At 56.6% G+C, this 22,142-nt stretch carries 16 protein-coding genes and 4 tRNA genes; 10 read left to right on the top strand and 10 right to left on the bottom strand.

The annotated features are described in order from the left end of the window. Nucleotides 1-19: 19 nt before the first annotated feature. From ilvM to HC757_RS08145, 5 genes are all read left to right on the top strand, one after another. Nucleotides 20-280, top strand: a complete 261-nt coding sequence (ilvM, locus tag HC757_RS08125; protein WP_169563821.1) for an acetolactate synthase 2 small subunit — start codon at nt 20-22, stop codon at nt 278-280. Nucleotides 281-300: 20 nt separating this feature from the next. After that, nucleotides 301-1,224: a branched-chain amino acid transaminase gene (locus HC757_RS08130; protein ID WP_169563822.1), complete on the top strand. Its 924-nt coding sequence runs from the start codon at nt 301-303 to the stop codon at nt 1,222-1,224. A 53-nt stretch (nt 1,225-1,277) separates the two neighbouring features. After that, a complete protein-coding gene (gene ilvD, locus HC757_RS08135; protein WP_169563823.1) occupies nt 1,278-3,137 on the top strand; it encodes a dihydroxy-acid dehydratase in 1,860 nt (619 codons plus the stop codon). Between the two features lies 1 nt (nt 3,138). Next, nucleotides 3,139-4,731 carry a threonine ammonia-lyase, biosynthetic gene (ilvA, locus tag HC757_RS08140; RefSeq protein WP_169563824.1) on the top strand — a complete coding sequence of 531 codons (1,593 nt, stop codon included), beginning with the start codon at nt 3,139-3,141 and terminating at the stop codon, nt 4,729-4,731. Nucleotides 4,732-4,899: 168 nt separating this feature from the next. Beyond that, nucleotides 4,900-6,051, top strand: a complete 1,152-nt coding sequence (locus HC757_RS08145; protein ID WP_169563946.1) for a pyridoxal-phosphate-dependent aminotransferase family protein — start codon at nt 4,900-4,902, stop codon at nt 6,049-6,051. A gap of 1 nt (nt 6,052) precedes the next feature. Here HC757_RS08145 and HC757_RS08150 read toward each other — a convergent pair whose 3' ends face one another. Both HC757_RS08150 and ubiK read right to left on the bottom strand, forming a co-directional pair. Next, nucleotides 6,053-6,997, bottom strand: a complete 945-nt coding sequence (locus tag HC757_RS08150; protein WP_169563947.1) for a LysR substrate-binding domain-containing protein — start codon at nt 6,995-6,997, stop codon at nt 6,053-6,055. A gap of 607 nt (nt 6,998-7,604) precedes the next feature. Then, nucleotides 7,605-7,859, bottom strand: coding sequence for a ubiquinone biosynthesis accessory factor UbiK (gene ubiK, locus HC757_RS08155; protein ID WP_169563825.1), 255 nt, complete (start codon nt 7,857-7,859; stop codon nt 7,605-7,607). Nucleotides 7,860-8,037: 178 nt separating this feature from the next. Between ubiK and rep the strand changes: the two genes are divergently transcribed. After that, nucleotides 8,038-10,050: a DNA helicase Rep gene (gene rep / locus HC757_RS08160; RefSeq protein ID WP_169563826.1), complete on the top strand. Its 2,013-nt coding sequence runs from the start codon at nt 8,038-8,040 to the stop codon at nt 10,048-10,050. 44 nt (nt 10,051-10,094) lie between these two features. On the opposite strand, the gene HC757_RS08165 is transcribed toward rep, so the two are convergent. After that, a complete protein-coding gene (locus HC757_RS08165; RefSeq protein WP_169563827.1) occupies nt 10,095-12,728 on the bottom strand; it encodes a diguanylate cyclase domain-containing protein in 2,634 nt (877 codons plus the stop codon). 218 nt (nt 12,729-12,946) lie between these two features. Between HC757_RS08165 and HC757_RS08170 the strand changes: the two genes are divergently transcribed. The 4 genes from HC757_RS08170 (at nt 12,947) to HC757_RS08185 (ending at nt 13,371) form a co-directional block, all read left to right on the top strand. Continuing rightward, nucleotides 12,947-13,023: transfer RNA gene (locus HC757_RS08170), tRNA-Arg, on the top strand. Between the two features lie 40 nt (nt 13,024-13,063). Then, nucleotides 13,064-13,139 (top strand) — tRNA-His (locus HC757_RS08175). 20 nt (nt 13,140-13,159) lie between these two features. Continuing rightward, nucleotides 13,160-13,236: transfer RNA gene (locus HC757_RS08180), tRNA-Pro, on the top strand. Between the two features lie 58 nt (nt 13,237-13,294). Beyond that, a tRNA-Pro gene (locus tag HC757_RS08185) sits at nt 13,295-13,371 on the top strand. 3 nt (nt 13,372-13,374) lie between these two features. Here HC757_RS08185 and HC757_RS08190 read toward each other — a convergent pair. From HC757_RS08190 to HC757_RS08220, 7 genes are all read right to left on the bottom strand, one after another. Next, complete coding sequence (locus HC757_RS08190) at nt 13,375-13,806, bottom strand: heterodisulfide reductase-related iron-sulfur binding cluster (RefSeq protein WP_169563828.1); 432 nt, start codon at nt 13,804-13,806, stop codon at nt 13,375-13,377. A 48-nt stretch (nt 13,807-13,854) separates the two neighbouring features. After that, on the bottom strand, nt 13,855-15,819 hold the full coding sequence (locus tag HC757_RS08195; RefSeq protein WP_169563829.1) for a bifunctional diguanylate cyclase/phosphodiesterase: 1,965 nt from the start codon (nt 15,817-15,819) through the stop codon (nt 13,855-13,857). Between the two features lie 8 nt (nt 15,820-15,827). Continuing rightward, the gene (locus tag HC757_RS08200) at nt 15,828-16,535 is read right to left on the bottom strand and encodes a transglutaminase-like cysteine peptidase (protein ID WP_169563830.1); all 708 of its coding nucleotides are present in this window, start codon (nt 16,533-16,535) and stop codon (nt 15,828-15,830) included. 19 nt (nt 16,536-16,554) lie between these two features. Beyond that, nucleotides 16,555-17,160, bottom strand: coding sequence for an OmpA family protein (locus HC757_RS08205; protein WP_169563831.1), 606 nt, complete (start codon nt 17,158-17,160; stop codon nt 16,555-16,557). Continuing rightward, the gene (locus tag HC757_RS08210; RefSeq protein WP_425313957.1) at nt 17,157-18,506 is read right to left on the bottom strand and encodes a TolC family outer membrane protein; all 1,350 of its coding nucleotides are present in this window, start codon (nt 18,504-18,506) and stop codon (nt 17,157-17,159) included. The genes HC757_RS08205 and HC757_RS08210 overlap by 4 nt, the downstream gene beginning before the upstream one ends. 77 nt (nt 18,507-18,583) lie before the next feature. After that, on the bottom strand, nt 18,584-19,960 hold the full coding sequence (locus HC757_RS08215; protein WP_169563833.1) for an HlyD family type I secretion periplasmic adaptor subunit: 1,377 nt from the start codon (nt 19,958-19,960) through the stop codon (nt 18,584-18,586). Next, nucleotides 19,957-22,134, bottom strand: coding sequence for a type I secretion system permease/ATPase (locus HC757_RS08220; protein ID WP_169563834.1), 2,178 nt, complete (start codon nt 22,132-22,134; stop codon nt 19,957-19,959). Before HC757_RS08220 ends, HC757_RS08215 begins: the two co-directional genes overlap by 4 nt. Nucleotides 22,135-22,142: the final 8 nt, after the last annotated feature.

The following is a 22,142-nucleotide window of genomic DNA, read 5'->3' on the forward strand; positions in this document are numbered from 1 at the left end:
ACCCAAAGGAGACACGCACATGAGGCACTCACTGGAACTAACAATGCAGCAGCGTCCCGAGGTGTTGGAGCGGGTGCTGAGGGTAACACGTCATCGTGGCTTCACAGTCACCCAGCTGCAGATGCGCATCAACGAAGATGCCAGCCTGTCGCTGGATATCATGGTGGATGCCGAGCGCGCCATAGAATTGCTGAGCAATCAGCTGAACAAGCTGATCGATGTCACCCAATGTCGGGTCATCCCGGCCGCAGCTTCATCACATAATGTCTGTGCCCAATAGTCCAATAGAAAGAGGTAAGTATGGCTGCAAAACAAGCTGAGTGGATTTGGTTTAACGGTGAGATCATGCCCTGGGGCGATGCCAAGGTGCATGTCATGTCCCACGCGCTGCATTATGGCACTTCCGTGTTCGAGGGCATCAGGGTCTACGACACCCATCTGGGGCCGGCGGGGTTCCGGCTGACCGACCATGTGCAGCGCCTGTTCGACTCGGCCAAGATCTACCGCATGCAGCTGTCCTACAGTTTCGATGAGGTGATGCAGGCCTGCCGTGACGCGGTTGTGCATAACGGCTTGCCCAGTGCCTATGTTCGCCCCCTGGTGTTTATCGGCGATGTGGGCATGGGGATCACCCCGCCGCAGGGCGTGGATTGCGACATGGTGGTGGCGGCCTTCCCCTGGGGGGCTTACTTGGGTGAGGACAGCATGGAAGCCGGGGTGGATGTGGCCGTGACCTCCTGGCAACGGCTGGCGCCCAACACCATACCCACGGGGGCCAAGGCGGGGGGAAATTATTTGTCTTCGCTGCAGATCTCCACCGAGGCCAAGCGCAACGGCTTCCATGAAGGCATAGCCCTGGATGTCAATGGCCTGGTCAGCGAAGGCGCCGGCGCCAACCTGTTCGTGGTGAAGAAGAATAAGCTCTATACCCCGCCGGCGACGGCGGCGATCCTCATGGGGATCACCAGAGACACTATCATTAGCCTGGCGAAAGATTTAGGTTATGAGGTGGCCGAGGAGCCGATGGCGCGGGAGTTCCTCTATGTTGCCGACGAGATCTTCATGACAGGCACGGCCGCGGAAATAGTGCCGGTGCGCAGCGTGGACAGGTTGCAGGTGGGTGAGGGCAAGCGTGGCCCTGTGACCCGCAGGATACAGAGCGCCTTTTTCGGCCTGTTCAACGGTGAAACCCAGGATAAATGGGGCTGGCTGGAACCGCTGTAACAGGCAACGCCCGGGTCAGCCCTCACATTTTCAGAATCAAAAGGACAGTCGCAATGCCTAAATTACGTTCAGCTACCAGTACAGAAGGCCGCAACATGGCCGGTGCCCGCGCCCTGTGGCGTGCCACCGGGGTCAAGGATGGCGATTTTGGCAAACCCATCATAGCCATAGCCAACTCCTTCACCCAGTTCGTGCCAGGGCATGTGCACCTCAAGGACATGGGGTCCCTGGTGGCCGGCGCCATCGAAGAGGCCGGTGGTATTGCCAAGGAGTTCAATACCATAGCAGTGGATGACGGTATCGCCATGGGCCATGGCGGCATGCTCTACAGCCTGCCGTCGCGGGAGCTGATCGCCGACAGCGTCGAGTACATGGTCAACGCCCACTGTGCCGATGCGCTTGTGTGTATCTCCAACTGCGACAAGATCACCCCAGGCATGCTGATGGCGGCACTGCGACTGAACATTCCCGTGGTGTTCGTTTCCGGCGGCCCCATGGAAGCGGGCAAAACCAAGCTGTCGGATAAGCTGATCAAGCTGGATCTGGTCGATGCCATGGTGGCGGCCGCCGACGACAAGGTATCGGATGAAGACAGCGAGAAGATTGAACGCAGTGCCTGCCCCACCTGTGGCTCCTGTTCCGGCATGTTCACCGCCAACTCGATGAACTGTCTGACCGAAGCCTTGGGTCTGTCTTTGCCCGGCAATGGCTCCATGTTGGCGACCCATGCCGACAGGCGCGAGCTGTTCCTCGAGGCCGGCCGCCGAGTGATGGCGCTGGCCAAGCGTTATTATCGGGATGACGATGCCTCGGCATTGCCGCGCAACATAGCCAATCTCAAGGCATTCGAGAATGCCATGGCGCTGGATATCGCCATGGGCGGCTCCTCCAATACCGTGCTGCACCTGTTGGCGGCGGCCCAGGAGGCCGAGGTGGATTTCACCATGGCGGACATAGACAAGATGTCACGCCGGGTGCCACACCTGTGCAAGGTGGCGCCCTCGACCCCTGAGTATCATATGGAAGATGTGCATAGGGCCGGCGGCGTGATGGGGATCCTCGGCGAACTCGACAGGGCCGGACTGCTGCATACGGATGTTTACCATGTGGCGGCGGACGAGGGTGGCAACCTGGGATCTGTGCTGGCCAGGTACGACATAGCCCAGAGCCAAGACCCGGCTGTGAGGCACTTCTTCAGCGCCGGCCCCGCCGGCATCCCCACCACCAAGGCGTTCAGCCAGGATTGCCGCTGGCCATCGGTGGATGACGACAGGCAGGCGGGCTGTATTCGCAGCCGCGAGTTCGCCTTCAGTCAGGAAGGCGGGCTGGCGGTGTTGTCCGGCAACCTGGCCGAGAATGGCTGCATAGTCAAAACCGCCGGGGTAGATGCCGACAACCTGAGCTTCGTCGGCAGAGCGCGGGTGTACGAGAGCCAGGATGACGCAGTCGCCGGCATCCTGGGCGGCGAAGTGGTCGCCGGCGATGTGGTGGTGATCCGCTACGAGGGCCCCAAGGGTGGACCCGGGATGCAGGAAATGCTCTATCCCACCAGTTACCTCAAGTCCCGCGGCCTGGGCAAGGCCTGCGCCCTCATCACCGACGGGCGCTTCTCCGGCGGCACTTCGGGCCTGTCCATCGGCCATGTGTCTCCCGAAGCCGCGGCCGGAGGCACCATAGCCCTGATAGAGAATGGCGACAGGATAGAGATAGACATTCCCCGCCGCAGCATCAAGCTGGTGGTGAGCGACGCTGAGCTGACCCGCCGCCGTGAGGCCATGCAGGCCTTGGGGCCGCTGGCGTGGAAGCCAGTGGGACGGCAGCGTTATGTGTCGCTGGCGCTGAAAGCCTATGCCTTGCTCGCCACCAGTGCCGACAAGGGCGCGGTGCGGGATCGCAGCAAGTTGGAGTACTAGTATGCTGGCATCCTTCCCCCAGAAAGGCCAGGCGCAGGCAGCGCTGGATTTGGCCCAGTACTATCTGCAAAAAATCCTCCTGTCCTCCGTGTATGAGGTGGCCAAGGTCACGCCCCTGTCGAGCCTGAACAAGTTGTCGGCGCGCCTGGGGTGCCAGGTGTTCCTCAAGCGGGAAGACCTGCAACCCGTGCATTCCTTCAAGCTGCGCGGCGCCTACAATCGCATCGCCGCCCTGAGTCAGGAGGAATGCGCGCTGGGGGTGGTGTGCGCCTCGGCGGGTAATCATGCCCAGGGGGTGGCCATGTCGGCGGCGGCGCGGGGCCTGGACGCTGTGATCGTCATGCCTTCCACCACCCCGGATATCAAGGTCGATGCGGTGCGCCGCCTGGGGGGCAATGTGCTGCTGCATGGTCAGGGTTTCGATCAGGCCAACGACCATGCCATGCAGCTGGCAAGGGACGAGGGCCGGGTCTATATCGCGCCATTCGACGACGAGGCGGTGATCGCCGGCCAGGGCACCATAGCCCAGGAGCTACTGCAACAACAACGGGATCTGGAAGTGATCTTCGTGCCCGTCGGCGGTGGTGGCCTGATTGCCGGCATTGCCGCCTATTACAAGGCGGTGTTGCCCGGGGTGAAGATCATCGGCGTCGAGCCGGAGGATGCCGCCTGCCTGCTGGCGGCACTCGAGGCAGGCGAACCTGTGACCCTGCCTCAGGTCGGCTTGTTTGCCGATGGGGTGGCGGTCAAGCGCATAGGCGCCGAACCCTTCAGGCTGGCGCGGGAGTTTGTCGATGGGGTGATCACCGTCACCTCGGATGAGATCTGCGCCGCGGTGAAGGATATTTTCGAGGATACCCGCGCCATCGCCGAACCCGCCGGTGCCCTGTCGCTGGCCGGCTTGAAGAAGTATCTGGGCGCCGACGGCAAGGGCGAGAAGGTGGCGGCGATCCTCAGCGGTGCCAACGTCAACTTCCATAGCCTCAGGTATGTATCCGAGCGCTGCGAGCTGGGCGAGCATAAGGAAGCCGTGCTGGCGGTGAAGGTGCCCGAGCGTCCCGGCAGTTTTCTGCGTTTCTGTGAGCTGCTGGATAAGCGGGTGATGACAGAGTTCAACTATCGCTTCAGCAGTCGGGAGCAGGCGGTGGTGTTCGCCGGTATTCGTCTGAGTCGGGGCCAGGGTGAGCTGGCCGAGATCATCGCTACCCTGGAGGCCAACGGCTTCGAAGTGCAGGATCTGTCCAGGGACGAGACCGCCAAGTTGCATGTGCGCTACATGGTCGGCGGTCATCCGCCCGAGCCATTGCAGGAGCGCTTATTCAGCTTCGAATTTCCCGAGCATCCGGGCGCGCTGCTGCAATTTTTAACCACGCTGCAGAGCCAGTGGAACATCAGCCTGTTTCATTACCGTAACCATGGGGCGGCCTTCGGCAGGGTGTTGGCCGGCTTCGAGGTACCGGCGGCGGATGCGTCGGCCTTCCAGCAGTTTCTCACCGAGCTCGGGTTCGTCTATCAGGAAGAAACCCAGAGCCCGGCCTATAGATTGTTCCTGAACTCGGGCCATGGCGCGGAGCATGGCGCAGATAATAGCTAGCGCCGGGCGCCATAGTGCTTTTTTCATGCTAGTGTATTTGAGCTTTTACTCTTATTTTCGTCCGGAGTCGTGGCAATGCCATGTGCGCCCCGGTTGCAGAGCCGAGCGAACCAGCAGCCATGACCATAACCATAGCCACCCGCTAACTTGCACGCCCAAGGAGACATGATGTTACCAGCACAGCTATTGCAAGCCCCTGAGGTTCACGCCTTCAACCCGCCCCGCCGCATCCTGATGGGCCCAGGACCATCGGATGTCTACCCCCAGGTGCTGGCGGCCCAGGCCAGGCCCACGGTAGGCCATCTGGATCCCCTGTTTGTCGGCATGATGGATGAGCTCAAGCGCCTGATCCAATACGCCTTTCAAACCAGCAACGAGATGACACTGGCGGTCTCGGCCCCCGGCAGTGCCGGCATGGAGGCCTGTTTCGTCAACCTGGTGGAGCCGGGTGAGAAGGTCATAGTCTGTCGTAACGGGGTTTTCGGCGAGCGCATGCGCCAGAATGTCGAGCGGGTCGGCGCGGTGGCCGTAGTAGTGGATAACCTCTGGGGTGAATGTGTCGATCCCCATGCCGTCGAGGCGGCGCTCAGGGCGCACCCGGATGCCAAATTCCTGGCCTTCGTGCATGCCGAGACCAGCACAGGTGCCCTGTCCGATGCCAAGACCCTGTGCCGTCTGGCCAGGGAGCATGGCTGCCTGTCGATCGTCGATGCGGTGACGTCCCTTGGCGGGGTCGAGCTCAGGGTCGATGACTGGGGCATAGATGCCATCTATTCCGGCAGCCAGAAATGCCTGTCCTGCGTGCCCGGCTTGTCACCCCTGTCTTTTTCGCCTGCGGCGGTGGCAAAACTGCGCAGCCGCAAGACGCAGGTGCAGAGCTGGTTCCTGGATCAGAGTCTGGTGATGGGCTATTGGGGCAGTGATACGGGCGCCAAGCGCAGCTATCATCATACGGCGCCGGTCAATGCCCTCTATGCCCTGCATGAATCACTGCGGCTGCTGGCACTCGAGGGGCTGCAGCAGGCCTGGCGGCGCCATGCCGAGATGCATTCTGTCCTGCGTCTGGGGCTGGAGCGACTCGGGCTCGAGTTCGTGGTCGAGGAGGCCGCACGCCTGCCGCAACTCAATGCCGTGTACATCCCCGAAGGGGTGGACGACGCCTTGGTGCGCCGGCGTCTGCTCAACGACTATAACCTGGAGATAGGTGCCGGCCTGGGGGCGCTCGCCGGCAAGGCCTGGCGCATAGGTCTGATGGGTTATGGCGCCAGACGGGAGAATATTTCCCTATGCCTGCGGGCGCTGGAGGAAGTGCTGGGCTAGTCTAGCTCGGGAGCTCTTCCCCGGCCTGGCGTGGCACACTGGCGGCTATGAGTTCCCGCAACCATTTATGGCTGGGATCCAGTTCGAAGTGCCTATGCCACATCAAGAGGTAGGCGCCGGGCACCAGGCTGACGGGCACGGGTAAATGGGTTAAGGCATACGCCTTGGCCATCAGGGCGGCATATTTGGCCGGCGCGCAGAGTATGAGATCACTCTGCTCGCACAAGGTCAGTGCGCTCTGGAAATCCGTCATGTTGACGGCAATATCCCGCCTGTAGCCCTCGAGCTGCAATACCTCATCGAGCAACCAATGTTCTATGCCGCCGAAGGCGACCTGCAGATGGCGATAGCGCAGGAAACTGGTCAAATTCCAGCTTTGGGCCAGCGCCGGATGATCGCGTCTCAGCAGGCACACCGGATGATCCCGCACCAACTCCAGGTACCTCATGTCGTCTGGGATATGGCTGATATGCAGGGGAGAGCGCGGATCCCACTCGCGGCAGACGATGGCGAGATCTATCTCGCAGCGCTGCAGTTTATCCATGCTGTCCAGCGCCAGAGTCTGGCTGTTGAGGCTGATGCCGGGTGCTTGGGCCAGCAGTTTGGGCATGAAGAAGGGAAAGGTCAGCGAATAGGCGGTTTCCACCAAGTGCAGCCGGAATTGCCGCCGGCTCAATTCCGGCTCGAACTTGTCCGGGCGGGTGAATTTCGCCAGTTGTTGCAGGCATGAACGCAGCTCCGGCCCCAGGGCGATGGCCTTGGGTGTCGGTCTCAGGCCGTAGGCAGTGCGCTCGAACAGGGGATCATCGAAGATTTCCCGCAATCGGGTGAGCTGTTTGCTGACGGCAGACTGGCTCAGGTGCAATCTGGATGCCGCCGCTGTGACACTCTGTTCTTCCAGTAAGATTTCCAATACTGGCAGTAAATTTAAGTCGAGTCGTTTCAGAGTCTGCTCTCCCTGACTGAATCTAACCTGCTGCTATGATGAGGTAAATAATGAAAACACCAGAGTGTAAATGATTTAGCCGGATCAGGCTGAGCTTTTCGATAAAAAATGGCTCAGGGTCTTTTTTATACAAATTCCATAAAAATTCCATAAAAAAATCCCGGCAACAAAAATCCTGCTGCCGGGGCCTTCAAGGGTGAACTGAACGCTTTGCGAGTGGTTACAGAGAGGATGCTGATTAGCGGGTCTGTAACCCTAAGTTGGTGCCGCTGCCACCCAAGTCATCGGCAGGAATAAGAAAGAAGTCAATAGGAGGCGTCCTACTGTCAGGCCTGGGTGGCGGCGACGGGAGCTATTAAAACAGTTTCTACGGTGAAAGTCGGGGCAAGCCGGTGATCAATTGTGGCGAAATGATGGCTTTTTAAAACACGCCGTAGGGTAATGGCATTTTGGTGGGGAGATGCCCGGTAGCCAGAGGCCTAAAAAAAGCACTCGTCCTTGCGTTGGCAAGCTTGAGTGCTCTATTCGGGGCTGTGCTTAGGGGCTGTGCTTCGGGACTGGGCTTAGGGGCGGGGCTTAGGAGGCCGTGCCCAGCTACTCGCCGAGCTTACTTGTCTTCCAGCAGGCGTTTTTCCAGCTCATTGACCTGATGTTGCAGGGCTTCCAATTTTTCGCGGGTCTTGAGCAGCACATGTTGCTGCACTTCGAATTCTTCCCGTGAGACCAGATCCAGTTTCAGCAATTGATGTTGCAGCACCTGTTTGCTGCGCTCTTCGAATTCACCGGCAAATTGCTTCAGGCCGCTTGGCAGGTTTTCGCTCAGTTGACGGGCAACTTCTTCGATTTTTTTCGGGTTGATCATGGTGGACTCCGCTAATGACTTTTGGCTGGTGGGCTCAATAGTTAGATTGTACTCCAGGGCCGGGGTTTTCCAAAACCCTGTGCGCCGACCGAGTGTAAGCCAGGGAGTTATCGCCTAAGAAGTGGTGCTTCTGCTATCATCCAGCCTTTCCCGTGTTTCAGGTGGATATAGTTTAGAGATGAAGCTTAACCCAGCGCAAAATGATGCAGTTCACTATGTTTCCGGCCCCTGTCTGGTGCTGGCGGGTGCAGGCAGTGGCAAGACCCGGGTGATCATCAATAAAATAGCCTACCTGGTGGAGAAGTGTGGCTATAAGGCGCGCAATATCGCCGCCGTTACCTTCACCAACAAGGCGGCTCGCGAGATGAAGGAGCGGGTGGCCCAGTCCATGGGGCGCAAGGAGGCCCGCGGCCTGTGGATCTCCACCTTCCACACCCTGGGGTTGGAGATCATCAAGCGCGAGCATAAGGTGTTGGGACTCAAGCCGGGTTTCTCCCTGTTCGACGATCAGGATACCTTGGCGCTGCTCAAGGAATTGACCCAGAACGAGCTGGATGAAGACAAGGACTTGCTCAAGGCCCTGGCAGGTTGCATCTCCAACTGGAAGGGCGGCCTGGTGGTGCCCGAGCAGGCGCGCAAGATAGCCAAAGACGAACAGCAGCAGCTGTTTGCCATGCTGTACCAGCGTTATGCCCAGCACATGAAGGCCTATAATGCGCTCGATTTCGACGATCTCATCCTCTTGCCGACCCTGTTGCTCAGGCATAACGAAGAGGTACGTACCCGCTGGCAGACCCGCATCCAGTATCTGCTGGTGGATGAATATCAGGACACCAACACCAGCCAGTACGAGATGGTGAAGTTGCTGGTGGGCGAACGTGCCCGTTTTACCGTGGTGGGCGATGACGATCAGTCCATCTACTCCTGGCGCGGTGCCAAACCCCAGAACCTGGTGCTGCTGGGGACAGATTTCCCCAGGCTGAAACTCATCAAGCTGGAACAGAATTATCGCTCCAGCCAGCGAATATTGCGCTCGGCCAACATACTGATCGCTAACAATCCCCATGTGTACGATAAGGCGCTGTTCAGCGAGCTGGCCTACGGTGAGCCGCTGCGGGTGCTGATCGCCGCCAACGAGGAGCAGGAGGCCGAACGTGTGGTGGCCGAGATAGTGCGGCATAAGTTTGTCGGCCGCACCCAGTTCGGCGATTACGCCATCCTCTATCGCGGTAACCATCAGTCGCGGCTGTTGGAGCGGGCGCTGATGACCAACCGTATTCCCTATAAGCTCAGCGGCGGCACTTCCTTCTTCGCCCGCGCCGAGATCAAGGACATCATGGGCTATCTCAAGCTGGTGGTGAATCCGGACGATGACAACGCCTTCCTGCGGATAGTCAACCTGCCCAAGCGCGGCCTGGGACCTGCGACCCTGGAGCGGCTGGGCACCTTCGCCAACGAGAAGCATATCTCCATGTTCGCCGCCATCTTCGAGCCTGAGCTGAATCATTACCTGGCGCCGGCGGCGATGGCGTCCCTGTATGAGTTCGGGCGTTTCATAGTGGATACGGGCGAGAGTGCCGAGCGCGGCGAGCCGGTGGAAGCGGTCAAGCAGCTGATCCGCAAGATCAACTATGAAGATTATCTATACGAGACCAGCACCAGCGCCAAGGCGGCCGAGATGCGGATGAAGAATATCTCCGAGCTGTATCGCTGGGTAACAGAGATGCTGCAGGGCGATGAGCTGGATGAGCCCATGACCTTGCCCGAGGTAGTCACCCGCCTGACTCTGAGAGACATGATGGAGCGCAACAGCGAAGACGAGGGCGGCGATCAGGTGCAGCTGATGACACTGCACGCCTCCAAGGGGCTGGAGTTCCCCTTCGTGTTCATGGTCGGCACAGAGGAGCGGATCTTGCCCCATCAGACCAGCATAGATGAAGACAATGTCGATGAAGAGCGGCGTCTGGCCTATGTGGGCATCACCCGGGCACAGCGTGAGCTCTGGTTTACCCTCTGCCGCGAACGGCGTCAGTTCGGTGAGACCATGCGCTGCGAGCCGAGCCGCTTCCTGCTGGAGCTGCCCCAGGACGATGTGATTTGGGAGAATCGCAAGCCACAGCAGACGGAGCAGGAGCGGATGCAGACGGGCAAGGCAAATATTTCCAGCCTGAGAGACATGTTCAAGAAATAATTGGCTTTAATTGATTTATATTCAATGGCTTTCATTGCCAAGGCTCAGGCGCATACCTGCTGTGCCTGGGCGGGTAAGCTGAAGACCTTGCCGAGCAAGGGCCCTTGTCCCTGGTTATAACCCAGCTCCGTCAGCTGGCGTTGTTGTTGTTCGCAGCTAATGCCATCGGCGTAGATCTTGAGGTCGAGGGTCTTGGCCGTCTGCCAATAGATCTTGAGCAGTTTGATTTGATGCTCGCCGGTTAGGTGTGTGGTGATGTTGGCATCCAGCTTGAGGGCGTCGATAGGCAGAAAGAGCAGGTTGTGGCTGGCACTATAACCGCTGCCATAGCCATTGATCCCCAGCTTAAGCTCCAGTTTTTTCAGGAATTCGAAGGCATTGATATGGGTTTGGGTATCCTGCACCAGGGCCAGCTCATTGAAGAACAGCAGCAGTTTACTCAGGGGCAAGCCGCACTGCTTGAGGGTGTTTTTCAGGCTGCGCAGTGCGTGTTTATGTTTCAGATGTTGGCTGGAAATGGCCAGATGCAGCTGAGGTTCATACCCCAGGTGGGCCTGGAGTACAGGGTATTCCCGCGCCAGCAGTATGAGCATGTACTTATCCAGCTCGATGATCATATTGCATTGCTCGGCGATATCTTTGAGCCTGGCCTGCTTAAGCTTGCCTAACCTGGGGTGTTGCCAGAAGAGCCTGGGTTCTATGGCGGTCACTGTCCCGCTGGGCATGTCAAAGATGGGCAAGTAGCTGAGCTGGAGTTTGTCTTCGGCTATGGCCTGCCTCAGTTCATTCTCCAGGGCGACCTCATGGAGCAGTTCCTGGTGCGACTCGTCATCGAAAATAACATAACAACCTTTGCCCTTGGATTTGGCTTGATACATGGCGGCGTCGGCGTCGCTGAGCATGGACTCACTGGTGTCGGATCTGCGATTGCCATTGCTGCTGAGGGCTATGCCTATGCTGGCGCTCGAGCCGAATGACTGGTTTCCGAGACGGTAGGGTTGGGAGAGCGCGCTCAATATGCGTTCCGCGACTTCTTCCGTGTCTGCGGCGCTGTGTATGCTGTCGAGCAAGACGACAAACTCATCGCCGCCGAGGCGGGCCAGGGTATCGTTGTCCCTTATGCAGGCCTTCAGGCGTTTGGCGGTTTCGATGAGGAAGCGATCCCCCTCCACGTGGCCCAGGGTGTCGTTGATCAGCTTGAAGCGATCGAGATCGATAAACAGCAGGGCGAAGCGATCCAATCCATGGCGGCGAACATGTTTGATCGCCTGGTTGAGTCGTTCCATGAACATGGCCCTGTTTGGCAGGGATGTCAGGGTGTCATGTTTAGCGTCGTGGGTCAGCTGCGCCTCGACCTTGCGCCTTTGGTTGATTTCTTTTACCAGGTTTTGATTCAGCGCCGCCAGGGCCTGGGTTCTGGCGGTGACTTTCTCTTCCAGCTCCTGGTAGCTGCGCTGCAATGATTCGGCCGAGAGTTTGCGTTCTATCGCCGCACCTATGTGCTGGGAAACAAAGGTCAGCAATTCGAGATCTTTTACCTGATAGGTTTGAGTCGGTGTAAAACTGTAAATGGTCAGCGCCCCGCGCACCTGCTCATGAATAAACAGGGGAATGCCTATCCATTGGTGCATGTCCTGGGTTTGATTCAGATCCGGTGACTCGGCATAGAGTTCGCCCGCGGCTATCAGGGCTTGAATATCCTGCTGCTCCAGTTTCAGGGGGCGTTTATGTTTGAGTACATATTCGGCCAGGCCATCACTGACGGGACGACTTCCAGGGGCGGAGAGCCCGAGTTGTGACACATAGAAAGGAAAAGTCAGCTGTGTCTTGTCTTCATCGAGCAGGGCTATGTAGCAGTTATTGGCGGGCAAGAGGTGGCTGAGCACATGGTGCAGTTGGGCATAGAACTCCAGGCTGTCTATCCTGGAGGTGGCCAAGGCGGCGATTTCGAATAAGGAGCGCTGGAGCCGCTCGGCCCGGCGCCGCTCATGGACTTCCTGCTTCAGCTTGTCATAGGCCAGACTGAGTTCTTTGGTTCTCTGTGTTATGGCCTGCTCCAGATGCTCCTGATGACGCAGGCGTTCCTGTACCCCGGCGATATGATGGCAGATGAAGGCCATCAGCTCGAGTTCTATCTCGCCATAGGTCTTTTGGGTGTCGTAGCTTTGCACGACCAGCACGCCACTGACGGCCTCGTTTTCGAATATGGGCACCCCCAGCCATTGATGGCAGGCGGAGCCCAGGCTCACTATTTCCTCGGCGGCCAATAGCAGGTTGAACTTGTCTTCGTCACATAGCAATGGTCGGCCGGTACGGAACACATACCCGGTCAATCCCTGGTGCAGCGTCGCCGAGAGCGATTCTTCGGAAAAGAGCTGAGCCGGGTGGGCGTCTTTCTCGTCGGCGAAGAAGGGGATTTCCAGTTGTCCCGTGTGGGGGTTCAGGGTCGAAATGAAGAAATTGTCGGCGGGGATGAGTTTCTGCAGGTGCTTATGCACTCCGGCATAAAAGTCTTCTGGCGAGGAAGCCTTAGCGGCGATGTTAGATATCTCCAACAAGGCATTCTGAATGATTTCTGCACGCTTATACTTACCAGCTAAACGCTTTAAGCGGCGAATCCTTTTATGTAACCGTTCAGCCTCACAGGTAAGAGGCTCGATAGTTTCATCCCTAAACATGACGCCCATTTATGTTAAATTTTAGTAATTTATGGCAATACGTATATTTAGCACAAAAAACACACAAGCCCAAGCCATTTTTTTGGCGCTAGTCCGATGTTTGACTAAGTTTAAATTGTTGAAATGTGACAATTCTTGAGCGAACGGCTAAAAAAAGCAAAATAGCTGTAGACGCAAAGGCAAATAATCCATAGTATATGCGGCGCTAACCAAGGCGAGCGCCCATAGCTCAGCTGGATAGAGCGCACCCCTCCGGAGGGTGAGGCCGAAGGTTCGAATCCTTCTGGGCGCACCAGCTGGATCTAGTCGGCTTGGTTGGTAGGAAAAATACAGTGGTGATTGTAGCTCAGTTGGTAGAGTCCCGGATTGTGATTCCGGTTGTCGTGGGTTCGAGCCCCATCAGTCACCCCATTTTTCAGCAGTAATATCTTCGGTGATTAGCGCAGCCCGGTAGCGCATCTGGTTTGGGACCAGAGGGTCAGAGGTTCGAATCCTCTATCACCGACCACTTTCTTCGCCTCATCTAGCGAATTTAGCAATGGCTAAATAAATAGCTGAATCATTTACGGTGATTAGCGCAGCCCGGTAGCGCATCTGGTTTGGGACCAGAGGGTCAGAGGTTCGAATCCTCTATCACCGACCATTTTTACAAAAAGCCTTCGAGAAATCGAAGGCTTTTTTGTTGCTGATTTTGTGCCTGAGTTGGACTCAAACCACAGCAGTTCGAATCCTCACTCTCTATGACGGCTTGGCCGACCATTTTTACAAAAAAGCCTTCGAGAAATCGAAGGCTTTTTTGTTGCTGATTTTTTGCCTGAATTGGACTCAAACCACAGCAGTTCGAATCCTCACTCTCTATGACGGCTTGGCCGACCATTTTTACAAAAAAGCCTTCGAGAAATCGGAGGCTTTTTTGTTGCTGATTTTGTGCCTGAATTGGACTCAAACCACAGCAGTTCGAATCCTCACTCTCTATGACGGCTTGGCCGACCATTTTTACAAGAGCCTTCGAGAAATCGAAGGCTTTTTTGTTTCTGGCTTTGTGTCTGAGCTGGGAGCAAACCACAGCAGTTCGCATCCTCACTCTCTATGACGGCCTGGCGATCCGTTTCACTGGGCTTCCTCATCAGCCATTGTTAACCGTGTTGGCGTACATGTCCTCGGCCGCATCGAGCTCCAGCTGTATCGGTGGCGCTATGTAACCTTGATAGGCGTCGATCCTCAGTTCGGCGAAGCGTTCGAGCTGAATTTTTTCCTGGATCCCCGTGACTATCACTTCTATGTCCAAGCCCTTGGCGACGTTAATCAAGGCTCGGCATAACTCGCTGTTTTGCTGATGCTCGTCATAGTAGGCGAAGGATTGATCCAGCTTGACATAATTGGGCCTGAGTTTTTGCAAGTAAGACATGGAGCCGAATTGACGGCCGAAGTGATCTATACCGAATTTAGCCCCATGCTTTCTGATGATGTCGCAGAGGGTTTGGCAGGCGTCCGCATTGCTGAATACCCCGAGTTCGGGGATCTCGAAGCAGATGTGCTTGGTATGCGCCGAGGTACGGAGAAATTCATCGAGCCAGGCATGAAACTGGGGCGAGATGATGCTTTCCAGAGTCAGGTTGATGGCCACGGGTTCGGGATTGTGGGCGAAGACATCATGGTCGCCGAGGGCCTGGATCAGACATTTATCGAGCAGCGAGCCCAGGGAGAGCAAATCCACGTAAGGCATGAACTGCCCAGCATGGACCAATTTATCCCCGAGCTGCAATTGGCAATAGAGTTCTCGTTGGGAAATGGCGCCTGTGTCGGTGCGTAACACGGGTTGCCACCTGAACTGAAATTGTTTGTCCTTGATGGCGCTGTTGAGCTTGGTGCGCCACTGTTCGCGGGTGAAAATTTGCTGTTCGTGAATAGAATGCCATTGATATACCTTGTTATTCTGCAGCGCATTCTGCAATGCATTGTCGGCCTGGGCCATGATATCCGTGACGGTCGTCAGCTCGATACGCTCGGCTATGCCGATAGCGTAATGCTCATTGGGCTTACAGTCGGCTTTGGTGATTTCCTGGTTGATGGTGCGGATCAAGGTTTCCAGATACTTATTGAGCTTTTCGTACTCGACATTGGTCACCAAGAAGGCGAATTCAACGGCAGAGATCCTGGCGATGAGCGATGGGGCTATGTCGTCGAGTTGCGCCTTAAATTGGATCGACATCAGGCGTATGGTCTCATCCCTGATCTGGTAGCCGTATCTGTTGTGGATTGCTTCCAGGCAGTCGAGCCTGGCCAGGAATAGGGCGCCATTGCTGGGTTCATTCAACCAGCCATTCAGGCGACTGACCATGTATTGTCTGTTGGGAAGACCGGAAACCTGATCTACCAAGGTCTTCTTCCTCAGGGTGGCTATTTCATCATCGAGAGAGTCGAATACCTGCTTCAACTGTGCCGACATGCTGTTAAAAGCCTGCACCACCTCCTTGAGCTCCGAGGTCCTGGGCAGCGGCATATCCGGGCTGAACTGGCGCAGGGCCACATTCCTGGCGTGGTCCGAGATGGCGTGCAAGGGTTTCAATATCCACCCCAGCCCTATCCTGGCGAAGAGTATGGCGACCAGAAAGAGCAGCGAGAAGGCGATGAGCGTATTCGAGATGATGCGCCACAGCTCATGATAGCCGAAGCCGGGGTGGGCGGTAATTTCGAGCTTGGCCAGCTGCAGCCAACCGGAGGTGATGGTGCTTTCTTTCTTGATGGTGTCGAACAGGTGCAGATCGAGAAACCACTGGGGGGTATCTTCTATGCGGATGCTGTTATGCCATTCCTGCTGTTTGCCATCCACCAGCCAGGTCAGCTTGATGTTCTGATAGTAACCGCCTTCGAAAATCACATTCACCAGGGTTTCCGCCGCCGCCGTATCGCCTGTCTCGAGTGCCGGGACCAACATCAAACCGAGTGAATTGCTGGCGTTGTTAAGATCCGACGCCATCTGCTTGGTCAGAAAGTCTTGGGTTTCGGTAAACTGTACATAGCCCAAACTGGCGACTATGAGCAGGAAGAGGGTAAATAGCAGTGAGTATATCTCTCTGAACAGTGTCATTTTTGTGGCTACTCCTGTCTTAGTTTAGGCAGCTTGAGTCGCTTGAGGCCTAATCTATAGTTGAGATCATTCCATTTCTCGAGTCTGGTGGAGGAGCCGGCCAAGGCCCCGCGTCCCTTTTCTTTGTTCAGCCATAGCTGTTTACCATTGAAGCTGTATACCGGCAGCAAGTCCCGCCGTGCGGTCGCCGGCTGGATGACAGGATTCAAGTTGTCCAGGACCAGGGGGACAGAGGAGGGGGTCTCATAGTACGCCAGCACCATGTGGTATTGGTTGATAGTGGTGGCTTTAACCATAGTGAGCCGCATCTTGTCCTCCGGCACCCCCAATTGCAGCAGGGTGAAATACTTGGCGATGGAAAAGTCCTCGCAATCCCCGCCATTGGCACCGATAAACTCCATCGGGGTCGCCCAATAGTTGGACTCGCCCCAGAGTTTAATATCGTCGATGAAATGAAACAGATTGAAAAAATTATTCACTTCAAGCAATTGGGATCTTTCATCCAGGCCTTTCGCCTGGTTGACTATCTTGAACCAGGTCCTGGCCCGGTTGCCGGCCCTGGCGCCATAACGTGCTTCGAGTGTCGAGATTATGCTATTGGCATCGAGTTCCTGTGACGGCGCGCCATACAGGTACGGGGTGGCCAGAGCCGATGCCAGCAAGCTCAGATGGCAGACTCGCCTCACATAATTGAGACCACTCAGTTTGGCTTCCATGGCCTGTTGGCTTGCTTCCTTATTTTATTGGCCCATCGACCGTGTATATGGTCCATTTCATGTCGGCAGCGCTGTCGCTGCCTGTGACCGCGGCGATCACCCTGCGGTTGCGGGTATGCGCCAATTGGGTGTGTGTCGGGTCGACCGGCCTGTCATAACCATAGCCTATCGCCGTCAGCCGCCCGGGATCTATGCCGAACTTCTGTGCCAGTACCTGGGTGACGGCATTGGCTCTGTTCTGTGACAGGCTCATGTTGTGCTCGTAGGAGCCAGTCTTGCTGCAATGACCTTCTATGGTGACCCTGGTATTGGGATATTGCTCCATGAAGGCGGCAATTTTTTCTATCTGACCATGATATTTGGGGTCTATGTAGAAAGAGTCGTTGGCGAACAGTATCTTCAGCTCCTGACGTTCATTGATTTCTTTTACCCTGCCGCAGCCATAGTTATCTATGCTGGCTCCCGGATAAGTATCGGCGCACCTCTCCCTAGCTTCGATGACGCCGTCCCTGTCGAGATCTTGCAGATCTTTGAGTTGGGTTGTTGGCTCATCCATCGAGGCCATGTCGCGCATCGAGCAGGCCGAGAGCAAGATGATGCCTAAGATTAGAATGCAGGTTTTCATTGTGCTACCCCTCCCTCGTAGTGGCGTTCTCCGAGCCAGACCTGTGGCCGGGTCACTCTCAATGAGTCGAGCAGTCGCCCCGTGGCATTGAGTACCCGGTACTTGGCGATGATTTCATCGTATTCGGCCTGCAGGTAATCCTTGCGGGCCTCGAACAGTTCATTCTCTGTGTCGAGCAAGTCGAGCAGGGTGCGTTGCCCCAGGTTGAACTGCTGGGCATAGGCCATTTGGGTGTCCTTCGCCGCCACGACATGCTCGCGAATATAGCCTTTCTGGGGGGGCAACAACTCATAGGCATTCCAGGCCAGGTTGACGCCTTCGAGCACCTGGCGCTGGGCGCGTTGGCGAATATCCTTTGCTTCACCCAGCTTGTAGGCGGTTTCTTTCTCCCTCGCCAGATCCTTACCGCCGGCGAACAGGTTGTACTTCACCCGCACCATGGCGAGCAGGTCGTTGTGATAGCCACCGACATTCTGGCTGGCGATGAGGCTCTCACCGTCCTCGCCATTGATGTCGTTGTTCCAGTTGCCGCTGAGCTCCAGGGTGACCTTGGGATAGTAGTTGCTCTGGGCCGAGGATTTTTCCTGTTCGGCGGCGTGAATGTCGCTGGCGGCCGATTTGAGTATGGGGTGATTGTCCTGTGCCAGTTGCATGCTTTCGGCTATGTCTTTGGGCAGCATATCCGCATCCGGTACCGGGATGATCAAGCTTTCGGGTGGCAATTCAACGACCCGGATGAACTGGGCCTTGGCATCATAGAGATTATTGCGCGCCGCTATGACATTGGCATTGGCCCGCGCCAAACGCCCGGTGATCTGGGATAAGTCGGCCACTGAGCCCAGGCCAGAATCGGTTCTCTGTTTGATCTGGGCATAGATATCCTGGTGGCTCTTGAGGTTCTTCTCCGCCAGGGTCAGCACCTGCTCGGTGCGCAGATAGTTGATATAGACCTTGCTGACATCCAAAGCCATGTCTTCGGCGGCCGAGTAGAGCGCCCATTGATCCGCACTGGCCTCGAAGCTGAATCTGTCCACCTCGCTGCCGGTGAAGAAGCCGTCGAATAAGATCTGCCTGATGCTGACACCAAACTCCCCCCTGTCCAGCTCATTGTCACCGTCTTTAAGATCCAGGCGGCGACGGGTGTTGGGGCTGTCGGTTTTCTCATAGCCATAACCGCCACTGATATCGACCGAGGGCATGTAGCCGGCTATGGCCTGATTCACTTGTTCTTCACGTGCCTTGAAGCGGTTGAAGGCAATGTTAAGTTCAGGATTGGTATCCAGGGTATAGGCGACGGCCTGCTCCAATGTTTGGCTGTAAGCGCCTATGGGGAGCATCAGCAACATGAGTGCTGCGGCCAATGTGTTGCGTTTCAGGTGCTCAACGACAGTGTCTTTCATATCAAACCCTCCTGGGTATCGGCTTAGCGCTCTCTTAACGCCGTATCTTTTGCTCTTAGTATTGGATTGAGAATGTACTCGAGGATAGATCTCTGGCCGGTGATCACATCGACCGAGGTCAACATGCCGGGAATAATTGGCATCTGGGTGCCATCATTTTTGACCAGGCTGGACTCCTGGGTGCGGATCCGTATCAGGTAGAAACTGTTGCCCTTTTCATCCTGAGAGGTATCGGCGCTGATCTGTTCCACTGTGCCCAGGAGGCCGCCATAACGGGTGAAGTCATAGGCGGTGATCTTGACTATGGCAGGCAACCCAGGGTGCAAGAAGGCGATGTCTTTGGGGGGGATCTTGGTTTCGATCAGCAATTGATCTTCCGACGGCACTATTTCTATTATGTTGACACCCGGCTGGATCACACCGCCGAGGGTATTCATATGTATTGTCTTTATGGTGCCGTTGACCGGCGAGCTGATCACCGCCTTGCTCACCTTGTCCTGAGCACCGACCTGGGCCTCATTCATCCTGGACAGGCGCGTCTGCATTTCATTGAGTTGCGCCCTCAAATCCGCCGCATAGACGAAGGCGGCCTCACGACGTTTCAGGATGGCTTCGTCCATCGAGGCCTTGATTTTCGGGCGCAGCAAGCGCATGGATTTCAGCTCGCCCTGAATGTCGTTGACGCTACGTTCCAGCTTCAGCAGCTCGACTTCGGGCACTATGCCTTTATCGGCCAGGGGGCGGGTGAGTTCGAGTTCGCGTGAGACCAGCTGAAAACTCGTGGTCAGAGTGCCTATTTTCGATGTCAGCTCTGCCGCTTCCTGTTGCCTTTGTTGGAGCTGGCGCACCAAAATTTCCAGCTGGTTGCTCAGGTTATCGAGCCGGCCGTTATATTCCTCCTGTTGACGCCTGACCAGCTCAGGCTCTGCGGTGATCAAGTCGCTCGGAAATATCAGCGCCTGTTTGGTGATGAGCACCTGCTGGCGCCAGTCGGATGACATGTCTGCAATGCGTATGCTGTCGAGTTCGGCACGCAGGCGTATTATGTTGCTCTGCAAGCTGTAGACTTCCTGCTCCTGCTGGGCAAAATCGGAGCGAAAGCGGGTGTCGTCGATGCGTACCAGGGGTTGCCCCTTGCTGACCTGCGCGCCTTCCTGCACATAAATTTCCTGCAATATGCCGCCATCCAAACTCTGGATCAGTTGCACTTGCGAGGAGGGGATCACCTTGCCCATGCCTGTGGTGACCTGATCCAACTTTGAAAAGTAGGCCCAGATGAGGAAACAGATCACCATGATCGCCAGCGCCCAGATGGTGAGTCTATGACCCGGGGGGGCATCTGTCATCATGGCGCCGTAGACATCGTCGACCATGTCGAGTTCTTTGCTGCTAAGGCTCATTGTTCCTGCTCCCCGGCCTGTTGGCCGAAGCTGAGTTTTTGCAGTACTTCATCTTTAGGGCCATCGAGGATGAGATGGCCCTTGTCGAGAACCAGGATGCGGTCGACCAATTGCAGCAGGTGTGTCTTGTGGGTGATCAATAGCAAGGTTCTGTCTTTGCTGACATTTTTCATGGCACTGATGAACTGTTTCTCGGCCCTGGCATCCAGGCTGGCACTGGGCTCATCCATCAGGAGAAGCGGTGGGTCGTTCAGGGTCGCCCTGGCCAGGGCGATCGTTTGTCGCTGGCCGCGGCTCAGCGACAGGCCACCTTCACCTACCTGTTGGTCCAACCCTTCGGACTCCAGGTTGGTGAACAGGCTCACGCCGGATAATTGCACCGCCCGGATCAACTGATGCTCTGTGACCTGGCGGGAACCAAAGAGTATGTTGTCCCGGACCGAGCCATGGAATAGGGTGACATCCTGCGGCAGGTAACCGAAATTGCGGCGCAGGTCACTTGGATGGATCTGGGCCGAATCCAGGCCATCGTAGCGCAAGCTGCCCCGGCTGGGTTGATACAGACCCAGCAGCAATTTGGCCAGTGTGCTCTTGCCCGAGCCATTGCGGCCTATGATGGCAATTCGCTCGCCGGGTTGAATCGTCAGCGACATGGGATTGAGCACAGGCTTCTCCGAGCCTGGGTAACTGAAACCCAGGTGATCCGCCTCTATCTTGCCCTGCAGTCGCTGTTTGCTGACCAGGTGGCCCTTGGTTTCGAATTCGTCTTCCTGGGTCATGACGCTATTCAGTTGCCGCAGGGCACTGGCGGTATGGTTGGCACGGGTCATGAGTCCGGCCATTTGCGCCATTGGGGCCATGGCCCTGCTGGAAAGGATCACCGCGGCTATGATGCCCCCCATGGAGATAACGTTGTCTGACACCCTGTATACCCCCAGGATGACGACGCACACCACGGTGCACTGCACCATGAAATTGGCGACATTGGAGACAGAAGCCGACAGTTTCTTCACCCGCAATTGCCAGTTGGCCGTATGGCCTATCATCTGTTGCCAGCTCTTCTGCACCAGGCCTTCGGCACCATTGGCCTTGATTGACTCTATCGCCGCCAGGCTCTCGATCAGGTGGCCATGCTTGAGGCTGGAAAACTTGTTGCTCTCTTCGATGGCGGCCTTGAGCCTGGGTTGGGTATAGAGGGTAAACCCCAGGATCAGCAGGCCACCCGTCAGGGGGGCCAGGGCCAGGTCGCCGGCGACAATGAAGATGATCGCCAGGAAAAAGAGGGCGAAGGGCAGGTCGACCAGGGTGGTAATGGTGGCCGAAGTGAGAATGTCGCGTATGTTGTCGAATTCCCCCAGTTGCCGTGCCATGCCGCCAACGCTGGCGGAGCGTTTCTCCAGCGGGATGCCGATCGCTTTGGCGAATAGCCGGGAGGACACTATGATGTCGACTTTTTTGCCTGCGACATCGATCAAATAGCTGCGCAGCTGGCGCATGACAAGGTCAAACAGATAGGCTATCCCTGCGCCTATGGCCAATACCCAGAGTGACTCGAAGGCCAGGTTGGGCACCACCTTATCGTAGACATTCATGATGAATAAGGGTGACACCAAGGCGAACAGATTGACCAACACGGAAGCGATAAGGGCGTCGCGGTAGATGGGGGCCGAGTCTTTCAGTATCTGCAGCAACCAGTGCTGCCGGTTGTCGTGGAGGTGCACATCGAAGCCCATGTCACCGCGATATTCCTGCTTCACCAGGAAGAGGTAGCCGACATAGAGAGCCTCCAGCTCGGCAAAACTGAGGCTTTGTTCTCCCCCGCTGTCCGGCAGTTGAATGATGGCGCTATCTGTCTTAGGGTCAAGTTGCCGCAGCAGGCAGGCCTGGTGATCCTTGAGCAACAGAATACAGGGCAGGAGAATGGGGGAGATCAGGTTCAGGCCTTTGCGGGTAAGTTTTACCGCCAAGCCCGCACGTGCAGCCGCCTGGGGCAGCAACTCAGGAGACAGGCAAGCTCCCGACAAGGGCAAGCCCGCCGCCAAGGATTCGGCCGAGCAGGGGGTGCCGAAATATTCGGTGAGCAAGACCAGGCTATCCAGCAGAGGGTCGACAGTGACTCTCTGGGAGGCTGAAATAGTCCATTGTTCTTTTTTATTTGTGGTCGTCGAGGGCACAGTAATTA

This window comes from Shewanella salipaludis, assembly GCF_012911865.1.
GTDB classification, from domain to species: Bacteria; Pseudomonadota; Gammaproteobacteria; order Enterobacterales; family Shewanellaceae; genus Shewanella; species Shewanella salipaludis.

Excerpts from the sequence above, each read along its gene's own strand:
- HC757_RS08215 (WP_169563833.1), bottom strand. The coding sequence starts at position 19,960 with ATGAGCCTTAGCAGCAAAGAACTCGACATGGTCGACGATGTCTACGGC.
- ilvA (WP_169563824.1), top strand. The coding sequence starts at position 3,139 with ATGCTGGCATCCTTCCCCCAGAAAGGCCAGGCGCAGGCAGCGCTGGAT.
- HC757_RS08190 (WP_169563828.1), bottom strand. The coding sequence starts at position 13,806 with ATGCGAACTGCTGTGGTTTGCTCCCAGCTCAGACACAAAGCCAGAAAC.
- HC757_RS08165 (WP_169563827.1), bottom strand. The coding sequence starts at position 12,728 with ATGTTTAGGGATGAAACTATCGAGCCTCTTACCTGTGAGGCTGAACGG.
- HC757_RS08145 (WP_169563946.1), top strand. The coding sequence starts at position 4,900 with ATGTTACCAGCACAGCTATTGCAAGCCCCTGAGGTTCACGCCTTCAAC.
- HC757_RS08210 (WP_425313957.1), bottom strand. The coding sequence starts at position 18,506 with ATGTTGCTGATGCTCCCCATAGGCGCTTACAGCCAAACATTGGAGCAG.
- HC757_RS08205 (WP_169563831.1), bottom strand. The coding sequence starts at position 17,160 with ATGAAAACCTGCATTCTAATCTTAGGCATCATCTTGCTCTCGGCCTGC.
- ubiK (WP_169563825.1), bottom strand. The coding sequence starts at position 7,859 with ATGATCAACCCGAAAAAAATCGAAGAAGTTGCCCGTCAACTGAGCGAA.
- rep (WP_169563826.1), top strand. The coding sequence starts at position 8,038 with ATGAAGCTTAACCCAGCGCAAAATGATGCAGTTCACTATGTTTCCGGC.
- ilvD (WP_169563823.1), top strand. The coding sequence starts at position 1,278 with ATGCCTAAATTACGTTCAGCTACCAGTACAGAAGGCCGCAACATGGCC.
- HC757_RS08130 (WP_169563822.1), top strand. The coding sequence starts at position 301 with ATGGCTGCAAAACAAGCTGAGTGGATTTGGTTTAACGGTGAGATCATG.
- ilvM (WP_169563821.1), top strand. The coding sequence starts at position 20 with ATGAGGCACTCACTGGAACTAACAATGCAGCAGCGTCCCGAGGTGTTG.
- HC757_RS08195 (WP_169563829.1), bottom strand. The coding sequence starts at position 15,819 with ATGACACTGTTCAGAGAGATATACTCACTGCTATTTACCCTCTTCCTG.
- HC757_RS08200 (WP_169563830.1), bottom strand. The coding sequence starts at position 16,535 with ATGGAAGCCAAACTGAGTGGTCTCAATTATGTGAGGCGAGTCTGCCAT.